Here is a 20,750-nt window from a genome sequence, read left to right as displayed (position 1 = left end):
TCCTGAACTTCACTGTCAGGGTAAAAGTCCATGTCCCGTTTCCGCCTGCCACTTCTGGCCGGTTTGCTTGCGCTCGCCGCGGGTTGTTCCACGACCCCCCACCAGGCCGAGCTGCCTCCTCTGAAGATCGTCACCTGGAACATGGAGCATCTGGCCGAGGCCAATGATCTGGGTTGCCGGCCGCGCACCGATGCCGATTACGCGGCCATGCGCCATTACGCGAGCCAGCTGGATGCCGACGTCGTCGCCTTCGAGGAAGTGGAAACGGCAAAAGCTGCCGAACGCGTGTTCACTCCCGACAAGTACACGGTGGTGTTTTCCGAGCGCCCGGACAGCGGCCGTCATGGTTCGTGTGGTGGTTCGCGCGAAGGCCTGACCATTCGCAAGCAGGACGTCGGATTCGCCATCCGCAAGGGTGTGCCGTTCACCCGCCACCCGGATGTGCGCGAGCTGGGTGTGGGCAATCCCGACCTGCGCTGGGGCGTGGACGTCACTATCGACGTGCCCCGTCCCGTGCGTCTTCTGGGCGTGCATCTGAAGAGCGGCTGCTTCAAGGGTGACCAGGGTGGCGCGTGCCCCGTGCTGCTGGAGCAGGTGCCGGTGTTGCAGCAGTGGATCGCTGCACGCGAAAAGGAAAACACCGCATTCGTCATTCTGGGCGACTGGAATCGACGGCTGGACCTGCCGGGTGACCGCGTATGGCTGGATCTGGGCAAGAGCGCCCCGGGCGTGAACCTTGTGGATGCCACTGCTGGCCACAGCGCCACGTGCGAAGCGAAGTATCCGGACTTCATCGACCATCTGGTCATGAACCGCGCCGCCAGTGAGCGCTTTGTACCCGGCTCGTTCAACGAGTTCACCTATGGCGTGCCCGAAGACCAGCACCCCTCGGATCACTGCCCGGTGTCGATCCGCATCGCGCGCTGAGTTTTCGCAGAAAAATCGCAGGGACGCATCGAATGATTTTCCGGTGCATGCGGCAGGAGCCGCATGCACCTTTCCTGTCACAGGAGATTCCATGACTGTCCGCCGCACCCTGCTGCCCCTTCTCGCGCTGTCCGCCGCGCTCGCTGCCTCCTTCGCTGGCGCGCAGACCTCGCCCATGACGCCAGACATTCCGGCGTCATTCGACACTCCTACCGCAGGCTTCGACTTCATCAAGCGTGAAGTGATGATTCCGATGCGCGACGGCGTGAAACTGCATACCGTCATCGTCATTCCCCGGGGTGCCGTGCACGCGCCCATCGTGCTGACCCGCACGCCTTACAACGCCAGTGGCCGCGCAGCGCGCGCCGAGGCATCCACCGTGCGCGACGTGCTTCCGCAGGGGGATGAGGTGTTTGTCGACGGCGGCTACATCCGCGTGTTCCAGGACATCCGCGGCAAGTACGGCTCCGAAGGCGACTACGTGATGACCCGGCCGTTGCGCGGGCCGCTCAACTCCAGCGAGGTGGATCACTCCACCGATGCCTACGACACCATCGACTGGCTGGTGAAGAACCTGCCTGAGTCGAACGGGAAGGTCGGCATGATCGGCTCGTCCTACGAGGGCTTCACCGTGGTGATGGCGCTGGTCAATCCGCATCCGGCGCTCAAGGTAGCCGTGCCTGAAAGCCCCATGGTCGACGGCTGGATGGGCGACGACTGGTTCCATTACGGCGCCTTCCGCCAGACCAATTTCGATTACTTCGCCGGGCAGAACGCCATGCGTGGCAAAGGCGCCACCATCGTGCGCAAGGGTTATGACGACTACTCCAACTTCCTGTCCGCGGGCTCGGCGGGCGATTACGCGCGCGCCGCTGGCATGGACCAGCTGCCGTACTGGCACAAGGTCAGCGAGCACCCGGCTTACGATGCGTACTGGCAGGGTCAGGCGCTGGACCGGATCATGGCTCAGCAGCCGCTGAAGGTGCCGACCATGTGGCTTCAGGGCCTGTGGGATCAGGAAGACATGTGGGGCGCCATCCACAGTTACGAGGCCATGGAGCCGAAGGACAGGAACAACAACCTCAACTATCTGGTGATGGGACCGTGGCGGCACAGCCAGGTGAATTACGACGCCTCATCGCTGGGCGCGTTGCAGTTCGATGGCGACACGGCCCTGCAATTCCGTCGGGATGTGTTGCGTCCTTTCTTCGATCAGTACCTCAAAGACGGTGCGCCCAAGGCAGACACACCGCCCGTGCTCATCTACAACACGGGCGAAAATCACTGGGACCGCTTCAAGTCGTGGCCGCTCAGTTGTGAAAAGGGCTGCCCGTCGCGATCGCAGCCGCTGTATCTGACCGCGCAGGGCGGGTTGTCTTTCACGGCCCCGGCTGCCGGTCAGCCCGAACACGACGACTACGTATCTGATCCGGCCAAGCCGGTGCCGTACGTGCCGCGTCCGGTGCGCTTTGGCGACCGCACATCGTGGACCACCTGGTTGGTGCAGGATCAGCGTTTCGTGGATGGACGTCCGGACGTGCTGACTTACGTCACCGAACCGCTGACCGCGCCGTTGAGGATTTCCGGCGCGCCGCAGGTCAACCTGTATGCCGCCACCAGTGGCACGGACAGCGACTGGGTGGTGAAGCTGATCGACGTGTACCCGGACACCATGGCCTCCAACCCGGCGATGGGTGGCTACGAGCTTTCGGTGTCCATGGACATTTTCCGCGGCCGTTATCGCGAAAGCTTTGAAACGCCGAAGGCACTCGTGCCCAACGAAGCGCTGCTCTATCGCTTCGGCCTGCCGACGACCAATCACGTGTTCAAGCCGGGGCATCGCGTGATGGTGCAGATTCAGTCGTCCTGGTTCCCGCTGTACGACCGCAATCCGCAGACGTTTGTGCCGAACATCTTCTTTGCCCAGCCGGGCGACTATGTGAAGGCCACCCAGCAGGTCTGGCACACCCCGGGCAAAGCCAGCTTCATCGAGCTTCCGGTGACGAAGTAACGTTTCATCCACGTCGTGAGGCGTAACACTCCGGGCTGGTCATCAGCCCGGAGTTGCCCCCATGGCTCGCCCCATCTGGACAGGTACGCTGTCGTTCGGATTGCTGAATATCCCCATCCGGCTGATGTCCGCGGAACGCCGCACCGACCTGCACTTCCGCATGCTGGACCAGCGCAGCAACACGCCCATCCGCTATGAGCGGGTGAACGCGGACACGGGCGATGAGGTACCGTGGAAGGACATTGTCAAAGCCTTCGAATATCAGAAGGGCAACTACGTCGTGCTGGAAGAGGGCGACATCAAGAGCGCTGCCAGCGATTCCCACGAAACCGTGGAAATAGACACCTTCGTGGACGCCGATCAGATTCTTCCGGCGTATTACGAGAAACCCTATGTACTGGTGCCAGCGAAGAAGGCCGAAAAAGGCTACGTGCTGCTGCGCGAAACACTGAAGAAGACCGGCAAGGCCGGCATTGCTCGCGTCGTGATCCGCACGCGGGAATATCTGGCGGCCGTGATTCCGCAGGAGGCGGCACTGATGCTCATCATTCTTCGCTACCAGGCCGAGATGGTCGACGTGAATGAGTACGCGCTGCCTGAGAAGGGCGTCGCGGAATATCGCATCGCTCCGAAGGAACTGCAAATGGCGCAGGACCTCATCCAGTCGATGTCAGGCAAATGGCAGCCGGCGGACTATCGCGACGAATTTCGCGACAAGCTGCGCAAGGTCATCGAGAAGCGGCTGAAGAGCAAGGGCGTGACCGCCGCCGTCGATGACACGGACGAGCGCACGCCGGAGAATGCAACGACCAATGTGGTCGACTTCATGGCGTTGTTACGCAAGAGCCTGGACACCAGGCAGCGCACGCCGGCGGCGAAGAAGGCCGTGGTGAAAAAGGCGGTGACGAAGAAGACTGCTGCGAAGAAGGTGGCGAAGGTCGCGGCGAAGAAGAAGCCTGCAAAGAAAACGGCTGCGCGCCGGAAGGCGGGGTAGGCGGCATGTCGGTACGCCCATCGCGAGCCAGGCTCGCGATGGGGATGGCCGTCAGCCCAGAAGGGCCATGGCCAGACTCAGAACGACCCCTTCCGCCGGATCATCGCCATCACCTCATAGCACGCGCCCATCGTGTGATAGTCGGTCTTGCCAGCGGGTGATTTGTCGTTGTCGTACTTGCGGTTGTCGCGGGTGAGGATGCGATACCAGGCGCCATACTGGTGGTCGACCATGTGCTCCCACGAGTACGCCCAGATGCGGTCGTACCACTGGCCATAGCGTGCTTCGCCGGTTCGCTCATGCAGCAGCGCTGCCGCTGCCAGCGATTCGGCCTGCACCCAGAAATACTTGTCGTCGTCGCATACGTCGCCTTCCGGTGAGAAGCCATAGGCGATGCCGCCATAGGTATCGTCCCACGCGCGGGCGAGTGCGGTGTCGAAGAAGTGCTGCGCCGTCGGCACCAGCCAGGGCACCGACTGGCCGCGTTTGTGCGTGTAACGGTCGAGCATCAGCAAGAGCTTCGCCCACTCCGTCTGGTGGCCCGGCTGGAAGCCCCACGGACGGAACAGATGCTTGGGATTGTCCAGGTTGTATTCCCAGTCGACATTCCACTGCGCGTCGTAGTGTTCCCAGATCAGGCCATTGCCAAGCTTCGCCTGACGCTGGGTCATGTTGTCGGCCAGCAGCAGTGCGCGATCCAGGTAGCGTTCGTTGCCGGTGGCCTCAAACGCCGCAATCATGGCCTCGCAGGTGTGCATGTTGGCGTTCTGTCCGCGATAGCCGGAGAACTCCCAGTGCTTGTTCGCCTCGTCCTTGTAGAGGCCGAATTCAGCGTCCCAGTAACGGCTTTCCAGCAGATCCCAGGTTTCGTCCATCCATGCACGTGCTTCAGCGATGCCGGCTTTCACGCCGCACGAATAGGCCAGCAGGACGAAGGCCACGCCGTAGCAATGGTAGGTCTCGTCGTCCGGCTTGCCTGCGGCAATGGTCCACGCGTAACCGCCGGTCTGCGGGTTGCGATGAACCTCGCGCAGGTAATTCAGCCCGTGGCGGGCGCGCTCCACGTCTTCGTCCTTGCCAAACTCGATGGCGGCCATGGCGTGGTTGAACACGAAGCGCGTGCTGCTGACCAGGTGACGGTGGTCACGGTCGTAGACGCTGCCGTCGTCCTTGAAATACTGGAAGAAGCCGCCGGCGGGATCGACCTCGTTGGGCCGGTAAAACGCCATGGTCTTTGCGACATGAGCGGCCAGCACGTCGACGGAACGGAATTGGGGAAGCGGTACGTGGGTCATGTGTGATGCTCCATGAAGGCGCGCACTTCGGCCTCATCGGGGATGGCCGTGAACGAGCCCTTGCGGGTGACCGTGATTGCGCCGCACGCAGCGGCGAAACGCAGCAGGTCGTGGAAACGCGGGGTGTCGGCAAGCAGGGCGGAAAGGTTGGCGCGCGTTACCGACTGGCTGGCGAGCTGGCTGAGCAGACCGCCAACGAAGGCATCGCCTGCGGCCGTGGTATCCACGGTTTCCACATGCCAGCCAGGGAGCGAACCCCTGGCGTTGCGGGTAAACCAGCGCATGGGCTCGCCGCCGTCGGTGACCAGAAGCACTTTGGCTTCGCCGCGCCACAGGCGTTCAAGCACGTCGTCATCGGATTGGCCATCCGCATGCACGAAGGCGAATTCCTCGGCGCTGAGCTTGATGATGTCCGCTTCGTTGAGCGCATTCCACAGACGCGGCAGCGGGGCTTCATCACGCGGCCAGAGGGCCGGACGCAGGTTCATGTCGAAGCTGACCAGCGCACCGGCCACGCGCGCACGGCGCATGCCTTCAATGGTGGTGTCGGCAATGGCCGCTTCGGTGAGGCTGTTGGAGCAGACGTGGAACACCGCCAGGCCGTCGAACGTATCGACGCGGAAATGATGCGGGCGGAACAGGAGGTCGGCGGCAGGCGGCCGATAAAAGCTGAAGCTGCGCTCGCCCTTTTCGTCCAGGGCGACAAAGGCCAGAGCGGTATTGGCCTCGTCAGTGCGAACGACGTCGTCGGTGCCCACGCCCAGGTCGCGCAGGCTGGTCAGAAGAAAATCACCAAACATGTCGCGGCTGAGCATGCCCGCGAAACGCGAGGTGGCACCAAGACGTGCTACGGCAACCGCGACATTGGCGGGAGCGCCGCCGGCAAAAGGAATGAAGGCGGGCGGCTGGTTGCCGCCGGCTTGGCGCTGCGCGTGAAAGTCGATCAGCGCTTCGCCGAAGCAGAGAATGGAAGCCATGCGATGGAAGCCTGTCCTGCGGCGATAACAATGCGCGGCGGCCGGAATGCTCCGGCCGCCGGCAGGCGAGCGGTCAGTGCGTGACGGGAGCCGAGCGCACCTTCGAGCCGCTGAAACCGTAGAACACGATGTACGCGTAACCGATCAGCGGGATAAAGAACGCGGGCTGCACGCCGATGTAATCGGCAAACGCACCCTGGATGGGCGGGAACAGCGCGCCGCCCACGATGGCCATGACGAGCAGGCTGGTCGCCTTGCCGGTCAGGGGCCCCAGATGTTCGATGGCCAGCGAGAAGATCGTCGGGAACATGATCGAATTGAACAGGCCGATGGCCACCAGGCTATAAACCGCGACCATGCCAGAGGTCGACATCGTCGTGATGAGCAGCAGGATGTTGATCATGGCGAACAGGCTCAGCAGCAGGCGCGGCGACACCTTGACCAGCAGCGCCGAACCGATGAAGCGGCCGATCATGGCCAGCGTCCAGTACGCGGACACGTAGTGGGTCGCCTGCTTCTCGGAGAAGTTGCCGATCTCCGGGAGATGCAGGTAGTTCACCATGAAGCTGCCGATCGAGACTTCCGAGCCCACGTAGAAGAAGATCGCCAGCACGCCGAATTTCACGTGGGGGTAGCGCAGGGCATCCAGCAGTGTATGCCTGGACGTGTCTGCCTTCTCGGTGGTTTCTTCCAGCGCGGGAAGGCGGAACAGCCACACGAAGATGGCAAGCAGGAACAGCACGACGGCAAGGCCGAGATACGGGCCCTGCACCGAGCTGGCTTCCTGTGCGCGGTAGGCCACCTGCTCGGCAGCCGAGAGCTGTTTGATTTCGTCACCCGTCTTGACCGTGTTGGCCAGGATCAGGAAACCGCCGACCAGCGGGGCGACCGCGGTGCCGGCCGAGTTCAGCGCCTGGGCCAGCGTGAGCCGGCTGGAGCTGGTGCGCTCGGGACCCAGCAGGGCGACGTACGGGTTGGCGGCAACCTGAAGCACGGTGATGCCGGCGGCCAGCACGAACAGTGCGCCGAGGAAGGACGGGTAGTTATGCAGTGCGGCGGCAGGCCAGAAGCCCAGTGCGCCGATGCCTGCGATAGCCAGGCCGGCGACGATGCCCTTCTTGTAGCCAACGCGCGCCACCAGCCATCCGCCTGGCAGCGACATGAGGAAGTACGTGCCGAAGAAGGTGGACTGGATGAGCATCACGCTCTTGTAGCTCAGCTCGAACGAGGCCTTCAGATGCGGGATCAGGATGTCATTCAGGCAGGTCAGGAAGCCCCACATGAAGAAAATCGTGGTCATTACACCCAGCGCGAGCGGGAAGTAGGTGTAGCGGGTATCACCGGCGTGACCGGTGGATACCGGAGGAGTTGGCGCAGAAGCGGTAGCCATGAGGCGCTCCGTTGGGGTCAGGATGAATGAGGCGGGCAGCTGCTTTCGCGTACTACAAGCTGCACGGGCGCAATGGTATGACCTGGCGCGGCATCCGGATTGGATAGTCTGCTCAGGATGAGTTCTGCGGCCTGCCTGCCGCGACCGCGTGGGTCCACCGCAATCGTCGTCAGAGGCGGCACGCTGACCGAAGCTTCGGCAACGTCGTCGAAGCCGGTCAGTGCAAAATCCTCGCCGGGACGACGTCCACGACGAGTGAGGCCGAGCATCAGGCCCAGCGCGACCGCGTCGTTGTAGCAGACGGCCGCCGTGGGTGTGGGATCGCGAAGGAAGAGGGCGCCGGTCTGCCGTGCAGCTTCCAGTCGGGTGGGTGCGCTCTCGATCAGCCACGAAGGGTCGATCGGCAGACCCGCGTCGCGCATCGCACCGCTGTAACCGCGACGGCGCTGCTCCACGGAACTGGAATCGCGATGACCGCCAAAGAATGCGATGCGCTGATGTCCCAGCGAGATCAGGTGTTCGGTGGCGAGGCGGGCGCCTCGCTCGTTGTCCATTTCCAGCGTGTCCCAGCGATGCTCGCCCTGGGCGTCGGGTAGTTCGCGGTTGAATACGAGCAGGGGCGTGTGCACGCCCACGGCGGACAGAACGCGTTCGCCCTCGCTGCCTTCAGCCGGCGAGAGGATGATGCCGGCCGGACCATGTTCAACCAGCGAATTGAGCACGGCCTGCTGACGCTCTGGTGATTCGCCGGTGTTGCCCAGCAGGGTGACAAAACCCGCGCTGGCCAGGGCTTCGTCGGCCCCGGCGGCAAATTCCGCGAAGAACGGGTTGCCCAGGTCATTGACCACCAGACCGATGCTCGACGAGGTGCGTCGGCGCAGATTGGCCGCAGCCCGGTTATAGACGTAACCCTGCCGCTTCAGCTCGGCCTCGACCCGGGCCCGCGTGGCCGAATTGACCAGCGGACTGCCGCGCAGCACCAGTGACACGGTGGCCCGCGATACGTCACACCCCAACGCGATATCGGCGAGGGTGACCTTGCGGCGCTGCGGGGGAGGCTTGGGCATCGGCTGTTCCTTCAAACGATCTAAATTCGGGCGATCATCGCTCGGGATGGCAAACAGTGCATCACGCACTGCAGCATGCATCGGGCAGGGAAGTTTGTTAGCTTCGGCTCGTTTATCACGATCCAAATCCTTTGTACCGATCCGATCGAGGGGAAGCCAGATGCCGAAGTACACCCGCCTGCGCCGGAGCCTGCTGGCCGCGGCCCTTTCCATCCCGCTGGCGGCAGGCGCCGCCACGGACAAGGGCAGCAGCGCCTGGTCGGTCGTGGACCCCATGATCGGTACGGGTGGCGACGGTCACACCTTCCCCGGTGCGACGGTGCCCTTCGGCATGGTGCAGCTGAGCCCGGACACGGCGATGCCGGACTTCAAGCACGCTTATAAATGGGCAGCCGGCTACCAGTACGGCGATGGCAGCATCCTCGGCTTTTCGCATACCCATTTCTCCGGCAGCGGACATTCGGATCTTGGCGATGTGCTGGTCATGCCTGTCGCGGGCGACGTACGGCTGGACCCGGGTACTCCGGAGCAGCCCGGCAGCGGCTATCGGTCGCGCTTTGATCACAAGACCGAAAAGGCCGAAGCAGGGTACTACGCCGTGACGCTGGCCGACTATGGCATCCGTGCCGAGCTGACCGCAGGCGCGCGCGTGGGCTGGCACCGCTACGCATTCCCGAAGGGCAAGCCCGCCCATCTGCTGATGGACCTGCGCCCCGGCATTTACGACTACGACGGCAAGGTGCTCTGGTCTTCGCTGCGCGTTCGCGCCGATGGCACCGTGACCGGCGGCCGCATCACACGCGGCTGGGCGGCAGGCCGCCAGCTGTACTTTGCCATGCGCTTCAACCAGCCGATGACATCGCGCACGCTGTACAACCGCGAAGCAAACATCACCTATCGCGGCTTCGCAGGCCCGGGCAATCACGCTGAAGATGGGGATGCGCAGGCCGGTCGCGCGTTGGAAGGCGTGTTCGACTTCGGTAGCCTGGACAAGCCGCTGATCGTGAAAGTGGCCGTTTCCTCGGTCAGCGAAGAGAACGCCATCGCAAACCTCGACAAGGACGGTGCCGGTTTCGACTTCGATGCTCGCCGCGCTGATGCGCGCAATGCATGGGAAAAAGCGCTGGCTACCGTGGATGTGGAAGCGCCCGCCAAAACGCGGCAGACCTTCTATACCGCGCTGTATCACTCCATGATCGCGCCTGGCCTGTCGATGGATGTGAACGGCCAGTATCGCGGGCCGGACAACGAAGTGCACACCGCAAAAGGCTTCACGTTCTACTCGACCTGGTCGCTGTGGGATGTGTTCCGTGCGCAGCAGCCGCTGATGACGCTTCTTGAGCCCGAGCGAAGCAACGATTTCGTCAGTTCACTGATCGCCTCGCAGCAGGCCAGTCCGTTCGGCATCCTGCCCGTGTGGGCGTATCAGGGCATGGAAACCTGGTGCATGATCGGCTACCACGCGGTTCCCGTGATTGCCGATGCCTATATGAAGGGCATCCGCGGCTACGATGCCGACGCGGCGCTGAAAGCCATGGTGTCCAGTGCGAGCTACGGCCCATATGGCGGTCTGGACGACTATATGAAGTTGGGCTATGTGCCCATCGACCGTCAGCCGGAAGCAGCCTCCAAGACGGTTGAATACGCGTACGACGACTGGACGCTGGCGCAGATGGCGAAAGCCATGGGCAAGAACGACGTCGCGGCTGAGTTCACCAAACGTGCCGGTTACTGGCGCAACAGCTTCGATGCGAAGACCGGCTTCGTGCGTGCCCGCAAGTCGGATGGCAGCTTCCGCGAGCCGTTCGATCCGGGGCAGGCCGGCTACGGCAGCGACTTCACCGAGGGCAACGCATACCAGTATTCCTGGTTCGTGCCGCAGGATGTGGCAGGCCTGATCGGTGAGCTGGGCGGCGACGCCCATTTCGTGAAGCGCCTGGATGAAGTGTTCGATGCAAAGGTTGATCCGAAAGCCTTCGCGCACGTGGAAGACATCACCGGCCTGATCGGCTGGTATGCGCATGGCAACGAACCCAGCCACCATATGGCCTACCTGTACGATTTCGCGGGCCAGCCGTGGAAGACCCAGGAGCGCCTGAAAACGGTGATGGACACCCAGTACACGCCCACGCCCACCGGCCTGGTCGGCAATGATGACCTGGGGCAGATGTCCGCCTGGTATGTCTTCACGTCGCTGGGCTTCTATCCGGTAACACCGGCCAGCAATGAATACGTGATCGGCAGGCCGTTCGTGAACAAGGCCACGCTGAACCTTGCCGGCGGCAGGAAATTCACCGTCATTGCCGAGCATCTGGATGCCTCGCATCCGTACGTCGGTTCAGTCACGCTCAACGGCAAGCCGCTGGAGCGCACCTACGTGCGTCACGAAGAGATCGCGGCGGGCGGCGAACTCAAGTTCGTGATGCAGGCCAGGCCAAACACGACGTGGGGTACGGGCGAGGCTGCGCGGCCCACGTCGATGAGTAAAACGGCTGATTGATCGCCTGCCCATCGCAGCCAATCTCCCTTCCGCCCTGGGGTGTGAGAGGGGGACTGACTGCGATGTTTTTTTCTGATGATTCCGGGCAAAAAACCATGCGCAAGAGCATCTTGCGCGAGCCCGGGCCCAAGCCTGGCCGACCGTCGTCACATCTGTTTCACGCGGCCTGCGGCATCAAGCAGCCCTCCAGTGACACTGGCGCATCGTTCGTTGCACCTGGCCGTCTTTCGTTTATACGGAGGCGCTGGTGCATCGCTCGGTGCGTTCGTCGCGTTCCTCTTCAGGCGCTTATGTCCGTTCCGAACATGCAAGACACGCTGCAAGCGTGCCAAAATGGGCATTGTTCCTGTGCAGGAAGGGCTGTGAGGATAGAGGCTGCATGATCCAACGTATCGGACTGCGCTGGCGCGTGGCTGGCTTGCTGGTGGCTGTGGTGGTCATCGTTGCGCTTCCTTATATCGTTACCCGCTCCAGCGCCGAAGACGCACTGGAGTCGCGCGACTGGGTGACCCATACCGCCGAAATCAAGGCCAGCGTCTACCGCCTTGAGGCTGCTCTTCGCGACAGCGAAGCGTCCATCTACACGATGCTCGTACCGGGTGTTAACGGCGATGCCGTGTTGAACGAGCGCGCCATCGGCGCGCGCAAGATCATCCCGGGCATTCTGACCAACCTGCGCGAAATGATGCGCGACAACCCGGCGCAGATGACGCGGCTGGGTGCGCTGGAAGCCGTGGCCAATGGCCGGCTGGTGTTGATGGATCAAGCCGTCAAGCGCCTGCATGGCGGTGATCGCGCGGGCGCGTTCACATCCATGGAAGACGCACGCAAGCTGTTCGCGTTCCGCGATCTTGTGGTGCAGGTCGTGAACGAAGAGAGCGGCCTGCTTGAAGCGCGTCGCGTGCATGCGCAGGAACTGGCAGCCAACAACCGCATCGTTCTGCTGATCGCCGCGCTTGCGCAGATCGCCCTGCTGGGCATTGTCGTTGTGGTGTCCGAGCGCCAGATCGCCATTCGCCTGAGTGCCGAATCGCGCATGCAGGAAGCCGTGCAGCGCTCGCTGCTCATCGTGCAGGCCGTGCGCGAACCCATCGCCATGCTGGACGGCGATCTGTGTACGCTGCTGGTCAATACGGCGTTCGGTGAGCTTTATGGCATGAACTCTGATCGTGATCGCAATCTGCCCCTGAAAGATGTGGGCAATGGCGCGTGGAACGATGGTGCGCTCTTGCAGCGTCTGAGCGATGTGATCGCCCGTGATCGCGAGCTGTGGGATTACGAAATGACCCAGCGCACGGTCGATGGCATCGATCGCTACGTAGTCATCAATGCCCGCCGCATCGAGCAGCCGGACAGCAAGGCACCGGCACTTCTGCTTACCGTCAGCGACATCACCGCGCGCGCGCTGGTGGAGCAGAAAGTCAATGAGCTGAATCGTCAGCTTGAGGGCAAGGTGGAGCAGATTTCCGACGTCAACCGCGAGCTGGAAGCCTTCAGTTACTCGGTGTCGCACGATCTGCGCGCGCCGTTGCGGCACATCTCCGGATTTGCGGGCAAGCTGGAAACCCAGCTTGGCGACAAGGCCGATGACCGCACACGTCATTACATCGACGTGATCAGTTCCTCGTCGCGCCGCATGGCGCAGCTGATCGACGACCTTCTGGTGTTCTCGCGACTCGGTCGTGGCGCGCTTCGTCTGCAGCCGGTCGACATGCAGTCGCTGGTGGAGGAGGCGCAGGCGCTGGTGGAAACCGAGGCGCAGGGTCGCCGCATCGACTGGCGCATTGCGCCGCTGCCCATCGTGGTGGGCGACGAAAACATGCTGCGTACGGTCTGGCAGAACCTGCTGGGCAACGCGGTGAAATACACAGCCAACCGCGAGCATACGCGGATCGAGGTCAGACTCGACCGTACCAGTTCGGGTGACTACGAATTTGCAGTTTCGGACAACGGCGCCGGCTTCGACATGCAATACGCGGGCAAGCTGTTTGGCGTGTTCCAGAGACTGCACCGCGCTTCTGAATTCCCCGGCAATGGCATCGGCCTTGCCAATGTCCGTCGCATCATCGCCCGTCATGGCGGCCGCACCTGGGCCGAAGGCGAAATTGACCGCGGCGCGACGTTCCACTTTTCACTGCCGGCCTCCGATGTGCCGGGCTCACGCATGGGCGACACATGAATCAACGCGACCTTAAAACCATCCTCCTTGTTGAAGACTCCAGCGCCGATGCCGAAATGGCCATCGACGCGCTGCGCGAGGCGAAGCTGGCCAACCCAGTAGTGCACGTGGAAGACGGTGTCGACTGCATCGACTACATCTACCGCACCGGCCGTTTCGCCGACCGCGATCCGCATGAAGGCGACCCGGCGGTGATCCTTCTGGACATCAAGATGCCGCGCATGGACGGCCTGGAAGTGCTCAAGCGCCTCCGTGACGATCCGAAGCGTCAGCGTCTTCCGGTGGTGATCCTGTCGTCGTCGCGCGAAGAGAGCGACCTGGCGCGCAGCTGGGATCTTGGTGTGAATGCCTACGTGTTGAAGCCCGTTGACGTGCAGCAGTTCTTCACTGCGGTGCAGACGCTGGGCCACTTCTGGGCCGTGCTTAACCAGCGTCCTGATTCCATCTGATACCGACTGTTGCGGCCAGCGAACGAGATCCACGTCCCATGAGTCAGCGCGCTACCAAAGTCAGGATTCTGCAAGTCGAGGACAGTCCCCTCGACGCGGAGCTGGTGCTTTCCGAACTCGATCAGGATGGCCTTGAATACGAGGTGCAACTGGTTGAGGACGAGGCTGCGTTCACTCAGGCGCTGATCGAGTTCCAGCCCGATATCGTGCTTTCCGACCTGAGCATGCCCGTCTTCAGCGGGCAGCGCGCGCTGGAAGTGCTGCGCGAGCGGAGCACCGAGATTCCCTTCATCTTCATCTCGGCCACGCTGGGTGAAGAGGCGGCAATCGAGGCTTTGCGCAATGGCGCGACCGATTACATCCTCAAGCAGAACACCGCGCGCCTCGCGTCGGCGGTTCGTCGTGCGCTTCGCGAAGCGGAAGAGCAGCGGGCCCGCGCCCGCGCCGAGCTGGAACTGATTCGCGCACAGCGTTTCGAGAGTCTGGCGCTTCTTGCCGGTGGCCTGAGTCACGACCTGCGCAATCTGCTGCAACCGCTGCTTCTGGCCGGCGATACCTTGCAGGACTATGCCGATGATCCGCGTCTGGCGCGCCTCGGCACGCTGGTTCGTGATTGCGGTCGCCGCGGCCTGGAAATGGTTTCGTCCATGCTTTCGTTCGCGCGCGGTGCGCGTCGTGCCGAGCAGGTGCGCCTGGGTGCGCTGCTGGACGCACTGAACCTCCTGATGCAGGGCAGTGTGCCCCGCAACATTCAGATGGACGTGGATGTCTTCGATGCAGACGTGTCGTTCGAGGGCAATCACACCGAGTTGCAGCAGTGCCTGCTGAACCTTTGTCTCAATGCGATCCAGGCTATGCCTGAGGGCGGCCAGCTGCGCGTGGAAACCGCGCCGGTGAATCTGGCAGAAGACTTCTTTGCCGACGGCGAGAGCAAAGCGGCCGGTCGCTATCTTCGCCTCAGTGTGATCGACTCCGGCGTGGGCATGTCGCCGGAAGTGTTGCAGCGTCTGTTTGAACCATTCTTCACCACGAAGGAAACCGGCACCGGCCTTGGTTTGCTCTCGTGCAAACGTATCGTGGCGAGCCACGGCGGCCTGATGCGTGTGAGCAGCGTGCCCGGCGAAGGCACGCAATTCCATCTGTACCTTCCGCTGGCGCACGACGAGGACACCTTCGGTGAGGCGATGCGCGCCGAAACCGGTCTGCTTGGCGAAGCCGAGCGTGTACTGGTGGTGGTTGAAGAGGCCATGCAGCTGTCGCTGCTGGTCGACACGCTTGACGCCTACGGTTACCAGGCCGGTGCAAGCCAGAGCGGTACGGCAGCCCTGCAATGGATCGAAGCACACGGCGTGCCCGATCTGGTTGTGATGGATGCCGACATGAACCTCTTCACCGGCGTTCGCACGCTGGCCGCACTGATGGAACATGGTTACAAACGTGCCGTGCTGCTGCTGGCCCGTCCCGAGTCCCCGCCCAACCTTGAAGAGATGCCCGCCCTGGAGCACCTCTACGTGCTGGACAAGCCCGTGCAGGCGAGGGCATTGCTGAGAACAGTTCGGGAAGCCCTGACCGCGAGTGACGGTAACGCGGCCTGATTGTCCCGGGCAGCCTTGCGGTCAGGGGACGGAATCATCCCTTGCGGCATGAGCCCCGCAGACGTCCGACGAGGGAAATAGGGGTGCCATAGTGTGCGGAGCCGGGTAACGCTTCCGCACCCCATGTCCACGGTCAGTCGGGCGTTTTTTTCTTCGGTGCGCCTGTCTGTCGGCGTATTACTTCTGCACTATCTGGAATGCGCAGCGCGCGGCATCGTCGCCCGCGCAGCTGTCGTATGGAATGCCGAAGGGGCCACTTTCGCGGGTCCATGCGTTGCCCCGGCTGAGGATGACCTTGGGGCGCTCGCTGGTTTTGCCGACGAATGCGATGTTGATGCTGCCGTTTTCCAGCTTGTAGGTGCAGCCGGCGATTTCGCCTTGCGTGCTTTCGGCGGTGTCGGGGTAGAACGTGGCCTCGTTGAAGCGCATGACGCGGCCGTTATTGCCGTTGGAGGCAATGCCCAGCCATTCGTGGTCTTGAGCGTGGGTCTTGGCGATGTACACGCCGCCGTACCGGGAGATGTTCTCCGGGCGCGGGCAGTGTTCCACGGCCTGCGCGAATGCGAGCGGGCAACCGGTGAGGCAGAGCAGGGCGGTGAGCGACTTCGCGACGTTCATGGGGCTTCCTTGCGGGCTGGAGCAGGAAGTATGTGAAGGTGTGCGGAGTGTGGCTGTCGGGGTGTGCTGACGGTTTTTGTCGGCGCCGGGAGAGGGCTGCGGCTTTCGGGCGTGGTGTATCGCGCGCAAGCGCGCTCCCGCAGAGCATGGAGATCCGGGGAGCGCGTTGGGGCTTAGTCGATGCCGAGTTTTTTCAGTTTGTAGCGCAGGGCACGGAAGGTGATGCCCAGCTTTCTGGCGGTGGCGGTCTTGTTGTAGCGGGACTCTTCCAGCGCTTTGACGATGGTGTCGCGTTCGATATTGGAGATGTAGTCTTCCAGCGGCACATCGCTGTGTGCCCCACCGCGTGCGGCGGGAGACTGTGATCCAGCGGCGGCCATGCCTGCGCCGGCGTCGATGGGGTTGCCACGTTGCGGCAGCATCAGGTCGCCCGCTTCGATCACGTCGCCTTCGGCCATCGCCATGGCGCGTTCGAGGATGTTTTCCAGTTCGCGCACGTTGCCCGGGAAGGAGTAGGACTCCAGCGCGGCGAGGGCATCCGGTTTCAGGCGGCCGGCGGGAAGGCCCGATTCGGCGGCGAGCTGGCGCAGGATGAAGTCGGCCAGTGCCGGCACATCGCCGCGACGTTCGCGCAGGGGCGGAACACGCAGTTCGATGACGTTGATGCGGTAGAAAAGATCCTGGCGGAACAGGCCCTGTTCGACCAGCGCGGCCAGATCCTTGTGGGTGGCGGACAGGATACGTACGTCCACGGGTACTTCGTCACGACCGCCGATGGGACGTACGGCCTTTTCCTGGATGGCGCGCAGCAGTTTGACCTGCATGTGCAGAGGCAGCTCGGCTACCTCATCAAGGAAGAGGGTGCCGCCCTGCGCTGCCTGGAAGAGACCTTCCTTGTCGGCGTGGGCGCCGGTGAAGCTGCCCTTGCGGTGACCGAAGAATTCGCTTTCCATCAGCTCGGACGGAATGGCGCCGCAGTTCACGGGTACGAAGGCGCCCGGTGCGCGGGGGCCCATCTCGTGGATGAGGCGTGCGACCAGTTCCTTGCCCACGCCCGATTCACCGCCGATGTAGACCGGTGCCTGATTGCGGGCAAGTTTGGTGATCGTGCCGCGTACCTGCTGCATGGCAGGCGACGTGCCGATGAGGCGGTCGGAAGAGACATTGCCCTTGCCGCCAGCGGCTTCGCCCTTGCGTTCTTCGGACAGCTTCAGTGCCGTGCGCACGAGTCGGCGCAGCAGCTGAATGTCCACGGGCTTGGACACGAAGTCGAAGGCACCGGCCTTCAGTGCATTGACGGCTGCGTCCACGTTGCCGTACGCCGTAATCATGGCGACAGGCGTTTCAGGATAGGTCTCGGCGATCAGTTCGATCAGTTCCTGGCCGCTGCCGTCGGGAAGACGCATGTCGGTGAAACAGAGGTCGTAACGACGACCGGCCAGTGCGCTCCGCGCTTCGCCGACAGTTCCCACTGCGTCGACGTCGAGTTCCATTCGACCGAGTGTGATGGTCAGCAACTCACGGATGTCTCGCTCGTCGTCGATGACCAGTACGGTCTGTTTGCTCATGAGTTCCGGTCGATATCCCTAATCTTGAAAGGTTAACCCTGACGGAGCGTTACGCAAAGCGCCAAATCACGCACGGGCGGCAACGGGTGCGGCGGAGGCCGTTCGCGCCGGTGGCGTCAGGCTGATGCGGAAGCAGCTGCCGCCCCCCGCCACACGCACGTATTCCAGTGCCGCCTGATTGGCTTCGCTCATCTGGCGCGCGAGATACAGGCCAAGGCCGGTTCCATACTCATGCGTTGTAAAGAAGGGTTCAAAGATTTGCGCCGCCACCTTTGGCGGAATGCCGGGGCCGCGATCAATCACTTCGAGGATGGGCGTGCCCGTGTCCGAATTGCGGGCCACGATCATCACGCGGGCCGGCTCGTCGGGCATGCGGCCGTAGCGGAGGGCGTTCTGCACCAGATTCCAGGCCACCTGCTGGAGGTGCTGAGGATCGGCGACGGCGGCCACGGGCTCGCCGGGGGCGACGGCGCGCAGGATGTCGGCGCCCAGGTCATTGCCCTGGCGGTACTCGGCCACGAAGTGATGCACCCACTGGCTGAGGTCCAGCGTTTCCGGGCGGGAACGCTCGCGACGGGACAACTGGAGAATGTTCTCGATGATCTCGTTGAGGCGCGAGCAGTGGTTGTTGATGATCTCGACCATGCGCAGGTCGGTGTCATTCATGTCGGTGGACTCAGCCAGCAACTGCGCGGAGTAGTGAATGGCAGCCAGCGGATTGCGAATCTCATGGGCGATGGACGCAGACAGGCGGCCCAGCGAGCTGAGGGTCAACTCTTCCGCACGACGCGACAGTAGCGAGGTGTCGTCCAGGAAGATGAGGACGTGGGAGTCGTCGTTGGGAGCCAGGCGGGAGAATCGCGGTACGACTTCCGGTACGCCGTCGGCCAGCGCGGTGGCGGTTTCGTCGAGCTTGCCTGCCGTGCGCCAGTGATAAAGCCGGCGCGACAGCTCCGGTGCCAGCGTGCCCAGGTCGCGCTGGTCGGCAGACGGGTTGCCCATCAGCATCCACGCCGACTCATTGAGCTGGTGGATGCGGTTGCCTTCATCGACCAGCAAAACGCCGGTTTTCATGCGGCGGATGATGAGTTCGTTGACCTGGGAAAGGTTGGCCAGGTCGATGCCGCGCTGCTCAGCCAGTGCCTCGGACGCCCGGATATTTCGACCAAGCAGATAGCACAGCGACGCCGCAGCGAAGTAGGCCAGCCCGAAAAGGGCGTACTCCAGCATCTCCCGGTCGCCGCCGTCGCTCGGGCTGGCCTCGAAAAAGGTGTGCCCCAGCATGGCCAGCGAGGCGATAGCGGCGAAGAACATGGATAGCCGCAGAGGCAGCAGCAGGGCCCCGGTGGCGATGTTGACCACCAGCATCATGGCCACGCCCATGCGGACGTCGTGCATCAGGATCAATGCGGCGGCGGCCGCCAGCACGTCGGCCACCAGGCCGCCAGACACGGTGAGAATGGGATGGTGCATGGCCTGGCGGGTACGCGCGACCAGCACGAGCGCCACCAGCAGGTAGGCCAGGGCGAGAACCCGGGCCAGTAGGGGATCGGGGAGGGTGGGCCACGCCAGGTGTTCCGGCCGGAAGGCCAGCGCGGCGTAGATGGCGGCCTGTCCCAGACGGAAGTAATTGAAAAAGAAGAGCTCGTGGCGCGCCGTGCTCTGATTTCCCCCGGGGACCCTCGGGGCGAGGTTCGACGCGACAGTTGACACGGATGGGGGCTCCCTGGGGTGTCCGGCGGCTCAAGGACTCAAGGGGCCAGTATAGGCGGGGTGCGGGGGATGGGTAGTGGCCGGACGGCCAGTTTTACGTCGCGCCCCTTTCCATCTGGGCGCCCTTCCGGGAAAATACCCGGCCGTACTGTGTGAAAAGTCGACAGTGAGCTGTCGGGTTCACCCACTTACATCCCGGCGCCGCGCTCCCCCGCGCGCACCATCCCCATGCCCGTACGAGCCGCGAGCTGGCTCGTACGCATTCGTACGTTTTCTTCCGTTCGCTCGAGGTATCGAATGAATTTCCACGAGTACCAGGCTAAAGAGCTCTTCGCGAAATACGGCATCGCCGTACCGCCGGGCAAGGTTGCCAACTCTCCCGATGCCGCTGTCGACGCCGCCAAGCACCTTGGTGGTTCGCAGTGGATGGTCAAGGCCCAGATTCATGCCGGCGGTCGCGGCAAGGCCGGTGGCGTCAAGTTCTGCCGCAGCCTGGACGACGTCCGCGCTGCTGCCAAGGGCATGCTCGGCACCAACATGGAAACCTACCAGTCGGCCGGCCGCGCGCTGCCCGTCAACCTTGTGCTGGTCACCGACGCGACTGATATCGCGAAGGAACTGTACCTGTCGATCCTGACCGACCGCGACACCAAGTCGATCTCGTTCATCGCCTCCAAGCACGGCGGCGTGGACATCGAGCAGGTCGCCAAAGAGACGCCGGAAGACATCCACACCATCGTGGTTGACTTCGTGGAAGGTCTCCAGCCGTACCACTGCCGCGATCTCGGGTTCAAGATGGACCTGAATCCGAAGCAGGTCGGTCAGCTGACGAAGATCATGCTTGGCCTGTACAAGCTGTTCAACGAGAAGGACCTGGCCCTGGTCGAGCTGAACCCGCTCGCCATCCTCGCGGACGGCAACCTCGCCGCCCTCGACGGCAAGGTCAACTCCGACGACAACGCTGAATTCCGTCACGCTGACCTGGCCGCCATGCGCGACCTGACTCAGGAAGACGCGGCTGAAGCGGCTGCCATCACGCACAACCTCAACTACGTGACGATGGACGGCACGATCGGTTGCATGGTCAACGGCGCAGGTCTGGCCATGGCAACGATGGACGTGATCCAGCTGGCAGGCGGCGAGCCGGCCAACTTCCTCGACGTGGGTGGCGGCGCCACCAAGGAACGCGTCACGGAAGCGTTCAAGCTCATCCTGTCGTCCGACAAGGTCAAGGCCATCCTGGTCAACATCTTCGGCGGCATCGTGCGCTGCGACCTCATCGCGGAAGGCATCATCGCCGCAGTGAAGGAAGTGGGCCTCAAGATCCCCGTCGTCGTGCGCCTCCAGGGCACGAATGTCGAGAAGGGCCGCGAACTGCTGGCCAACTCCGGTCTGGCGATCACGCCGGCCGACGATCTCAACGACGCGGCGCACAAAGCCGTGGCTGCGGCCAAGGGCTGAGGAGAG

15 protein-coding genes are annotated in these 20,750 nt (G+C 63.1%); 8 read left to right on the top strand and 7 right to left on the bottom strand.

From position 1 onward, the window contains the following. Positions 1 to 30: 30 nt before the first annotated feature. From FHW69_RS10980 to FHW69_RS10970, 3 genes are all read left to right on the top strand, one after another. Positions 31 to 927 carry an endonuclease/exonuclease/phosphatase family protein gene (locus tag FHW69_RS10980; protein ID WP_183423092.1) on the top strand — a complete coding sequence of 299 codons (897 nt, stop codon included), beginning with the start codon at positions 31 to 33 and terminating at the stop codon, positions 925 to 927. Between the two features lie 91 nt (positions 928 to 1,018). After that, positions 1,019 to 2,938, top strand: a complete 1,920-nt coding sequence (locus FHW69_RS10975; protein ID WP_183423091.1) for a CocE/NonD family hydrolase — start codon at positions 1,019 to 1,021, stop codon at positions 2,936 to 2,938. 61 nt (positions 2,939 to 2,999) lie between these two features. Next, on the top strand, positions 3,000 to 3,932 hold the full coding sequence (locus FHW69_RS10970) for a Ku protein (RefSeq protein ID WP_183423090.1): 933 nt from the start codon (positions 3,000 to 3,002) through the stop codon (positions 3,930 to 3,932). A 77-nt stretch (positions 3,933 to 4,009) separates the two neighbouring features. Here the strand turns inward: FHW69_RS10970 and FHW69_RS10965 are convergent, their stop codons facing one another. From FHW69_RS10965 to FHW69_RS10950, 4 genes are all read right to left on the bottom strand, one after another. Beyond that, positions 4,010 to 5,227 (bottom strand): AGE family epimerase/isomerase, encoded by a 1,218-nt coding sequence (locus FHW69_RS10965; protein WP_183423089.1) that lies wholly within the window; start codon positions 5,225 to 5,227, stop codon positions 4,010 to 4,012. Next, positions 5,224 to 6,204, bottom strand: a complete 981-nt coding sequence (locus FHW69_RS10960; protein WP_183423088.1) for a carbohydrate kinase — start codon at positions 6,202 to 6,204, stop codon at positions 5,224 to 5,226. The genes FHW69_RS10965 and FHW69_RS10960 overlap by 4 nt, the downstream gene beginning before the upstream one ends. Positions 6,205 to 6,277: 73 nt before the next feature. Next, complete coding sequence (fucP, locus tag FHW69_RS10955; RefSeq protein WP_255494767.1) at positions 6,278 to 7,504, bottom strand: L-fucose:H+ symporter permease; 1,227 nt, start codon at positions 7,502 to 7,504, stop codon at positions 6,278 to 6,280. Between the two features lie 107 nt (positions 7,505 to 7,611). Beyond that, positions 7,612 to 8,661: a LacI family DNA-binding transcriptional regulator gene (locus FHW69_RS10950; protein ID WP_183423086.1), complete on the bottom strand. Its 1,050-nt coding sequence runs from the start codon at positions 8,659 to 8,661 to the stop codon at positions 7,612 to 7,614. A 160-nt stretch (positions 8,662 to 8,821) separates the two neighbouring features. Between FHW69_RS10950 and FHW69_RS10945 the strand changes: the two genes are divergently transcribed. The 4 genes from FHW69_RS10945 to FHW69_RS10930 all read left to right on the top strand — a co-directional run bounded on the left by FHW69_RS10945 (position 8,822) and on the right by FHW69_RS10930 (position 15,384). Then, positions 8,822 to 11,161, top strand: coding sequence for a GH92 family glycosyl hydrolase (locus FHW69_RS10945; RefSeq protein WP_183423085.1), 2,340 nt, complete (start codon positions 8,822 to 8,824; stop codon positions 11,159 to 11,161). A 379-nt stretch (positions 11,162 to 11,540) separates the two neighbouring features. Next, positions 11,541 to 13,340, top strand: coding sequence for an ATP-binding protein (locus FHW69_RS10940; protein WP_183423084.1), 1,800 nt, complete (start codon positions 11,541 to 11,543; stop codon positions 13,338 to 13,340). Next, on the top strand, positions 13,337 to 13,789 hold the full coding sequence (locus FHW69_RS10935) for a response regulator (RefSeq protein ID WP_183423083.1): 453 nt from the start codon (positions 13,337 to 13,339) through the stop codon (positions 13,787 to 13,789). The genes FHW69_RS10940 and FHW69_RS10935 overlap by 4 nt, the downstream gene beginning before the upstream one ends. Before the next feature lie 38 nt (positions 13,790 to 13,827). Beyond that, a complete protein-coding gene (locus tag FHW69_RS10930) occupies positions 13,828 to 15,384 on the top strand; it encodes a response regulator (RefSeq protein ID WP_183423082.1) in 1,557 nt (518 codons plus the stop codon). A 177-nt stretch (positions 15,385 to 15,561) separates the two neighbouring features. Here the strand turns inward: FHW69_RS10930 and FHW69_RS10925 are convergent, their stop codons facing one another. The 3 genes from FHW69_RS10925 to FHW69_RS10915 form a co-directional block, all read right to left on the bottom strand. Further along, positions 15,562 to 16,002: a DUF3757 domain-containing protein gene (locus FHW69_RS10925; RefSeq protein WP_183423081.1), complete on the bottom strand. Its 441-nt coding sequence runs from the start codon at positions 16,000 to 16,002 to the stop codon at positions 15,562 to 15,564. Between the two features lie 173 nt (positions 16,003 to 16,175). Then, positions 16,176 to 17,570, bottom strand: a complete 1,395-nt coding sequence (locus FHW69_RS10920; RefSeq protein ID WP_183423080.1) for a sigma-54 dependent transcriptional regulator — start codon at positions 17,568 to 17,570, stop codon at positions 16,176 to 16,178. A gap of 66 nt (positions 17,571 to 17,636) precedes the next feature. Further along, a complete protein-coding gene (locus FHW69_RS10915) occupies positions 17,637 to 19,283 on the bottom strand; it encodes an ATP-binding protein (protein WP_183423079.1) in 1,647 nt (548 codons plus the stop codon). A gap of 228 nt (positions 19,284 to 19,511) precedes the next feature. Between FHW69_RS10915 and sucC the strand changes: the two genes are divergently transcribed. Beyond that, the gene (gene sucC / locus FHW69_RS10910; RefSeq protein WP_255494752.1) at positions 19,512 to 20,744 is read left to right on the top strand and encodes an ADP-forming succinate--CoA ligase subunit beta; all 1,233 of its coding nucleotides are present in this window, start codon (positions 19,512 to 19,514) and stop codon (positions 20,742 to 20,744) included. The last annotated feature ends 6 nt before the right edge of the window (positions 20,745 to 20,750 follow it).

It is taken from the genome of Luteibacter sp. Sphag1AF (assembly GCF_014192715.1).
Classification (GTDB): Bacteria; Pseudomonadota; Gammaproteobacteria; order Xanthomonadales; family Rhodanobacteraceae; genus Luteibacter.
This window is presented reverse-complemented; position numbering and strand designations above follow the sequence as displayed.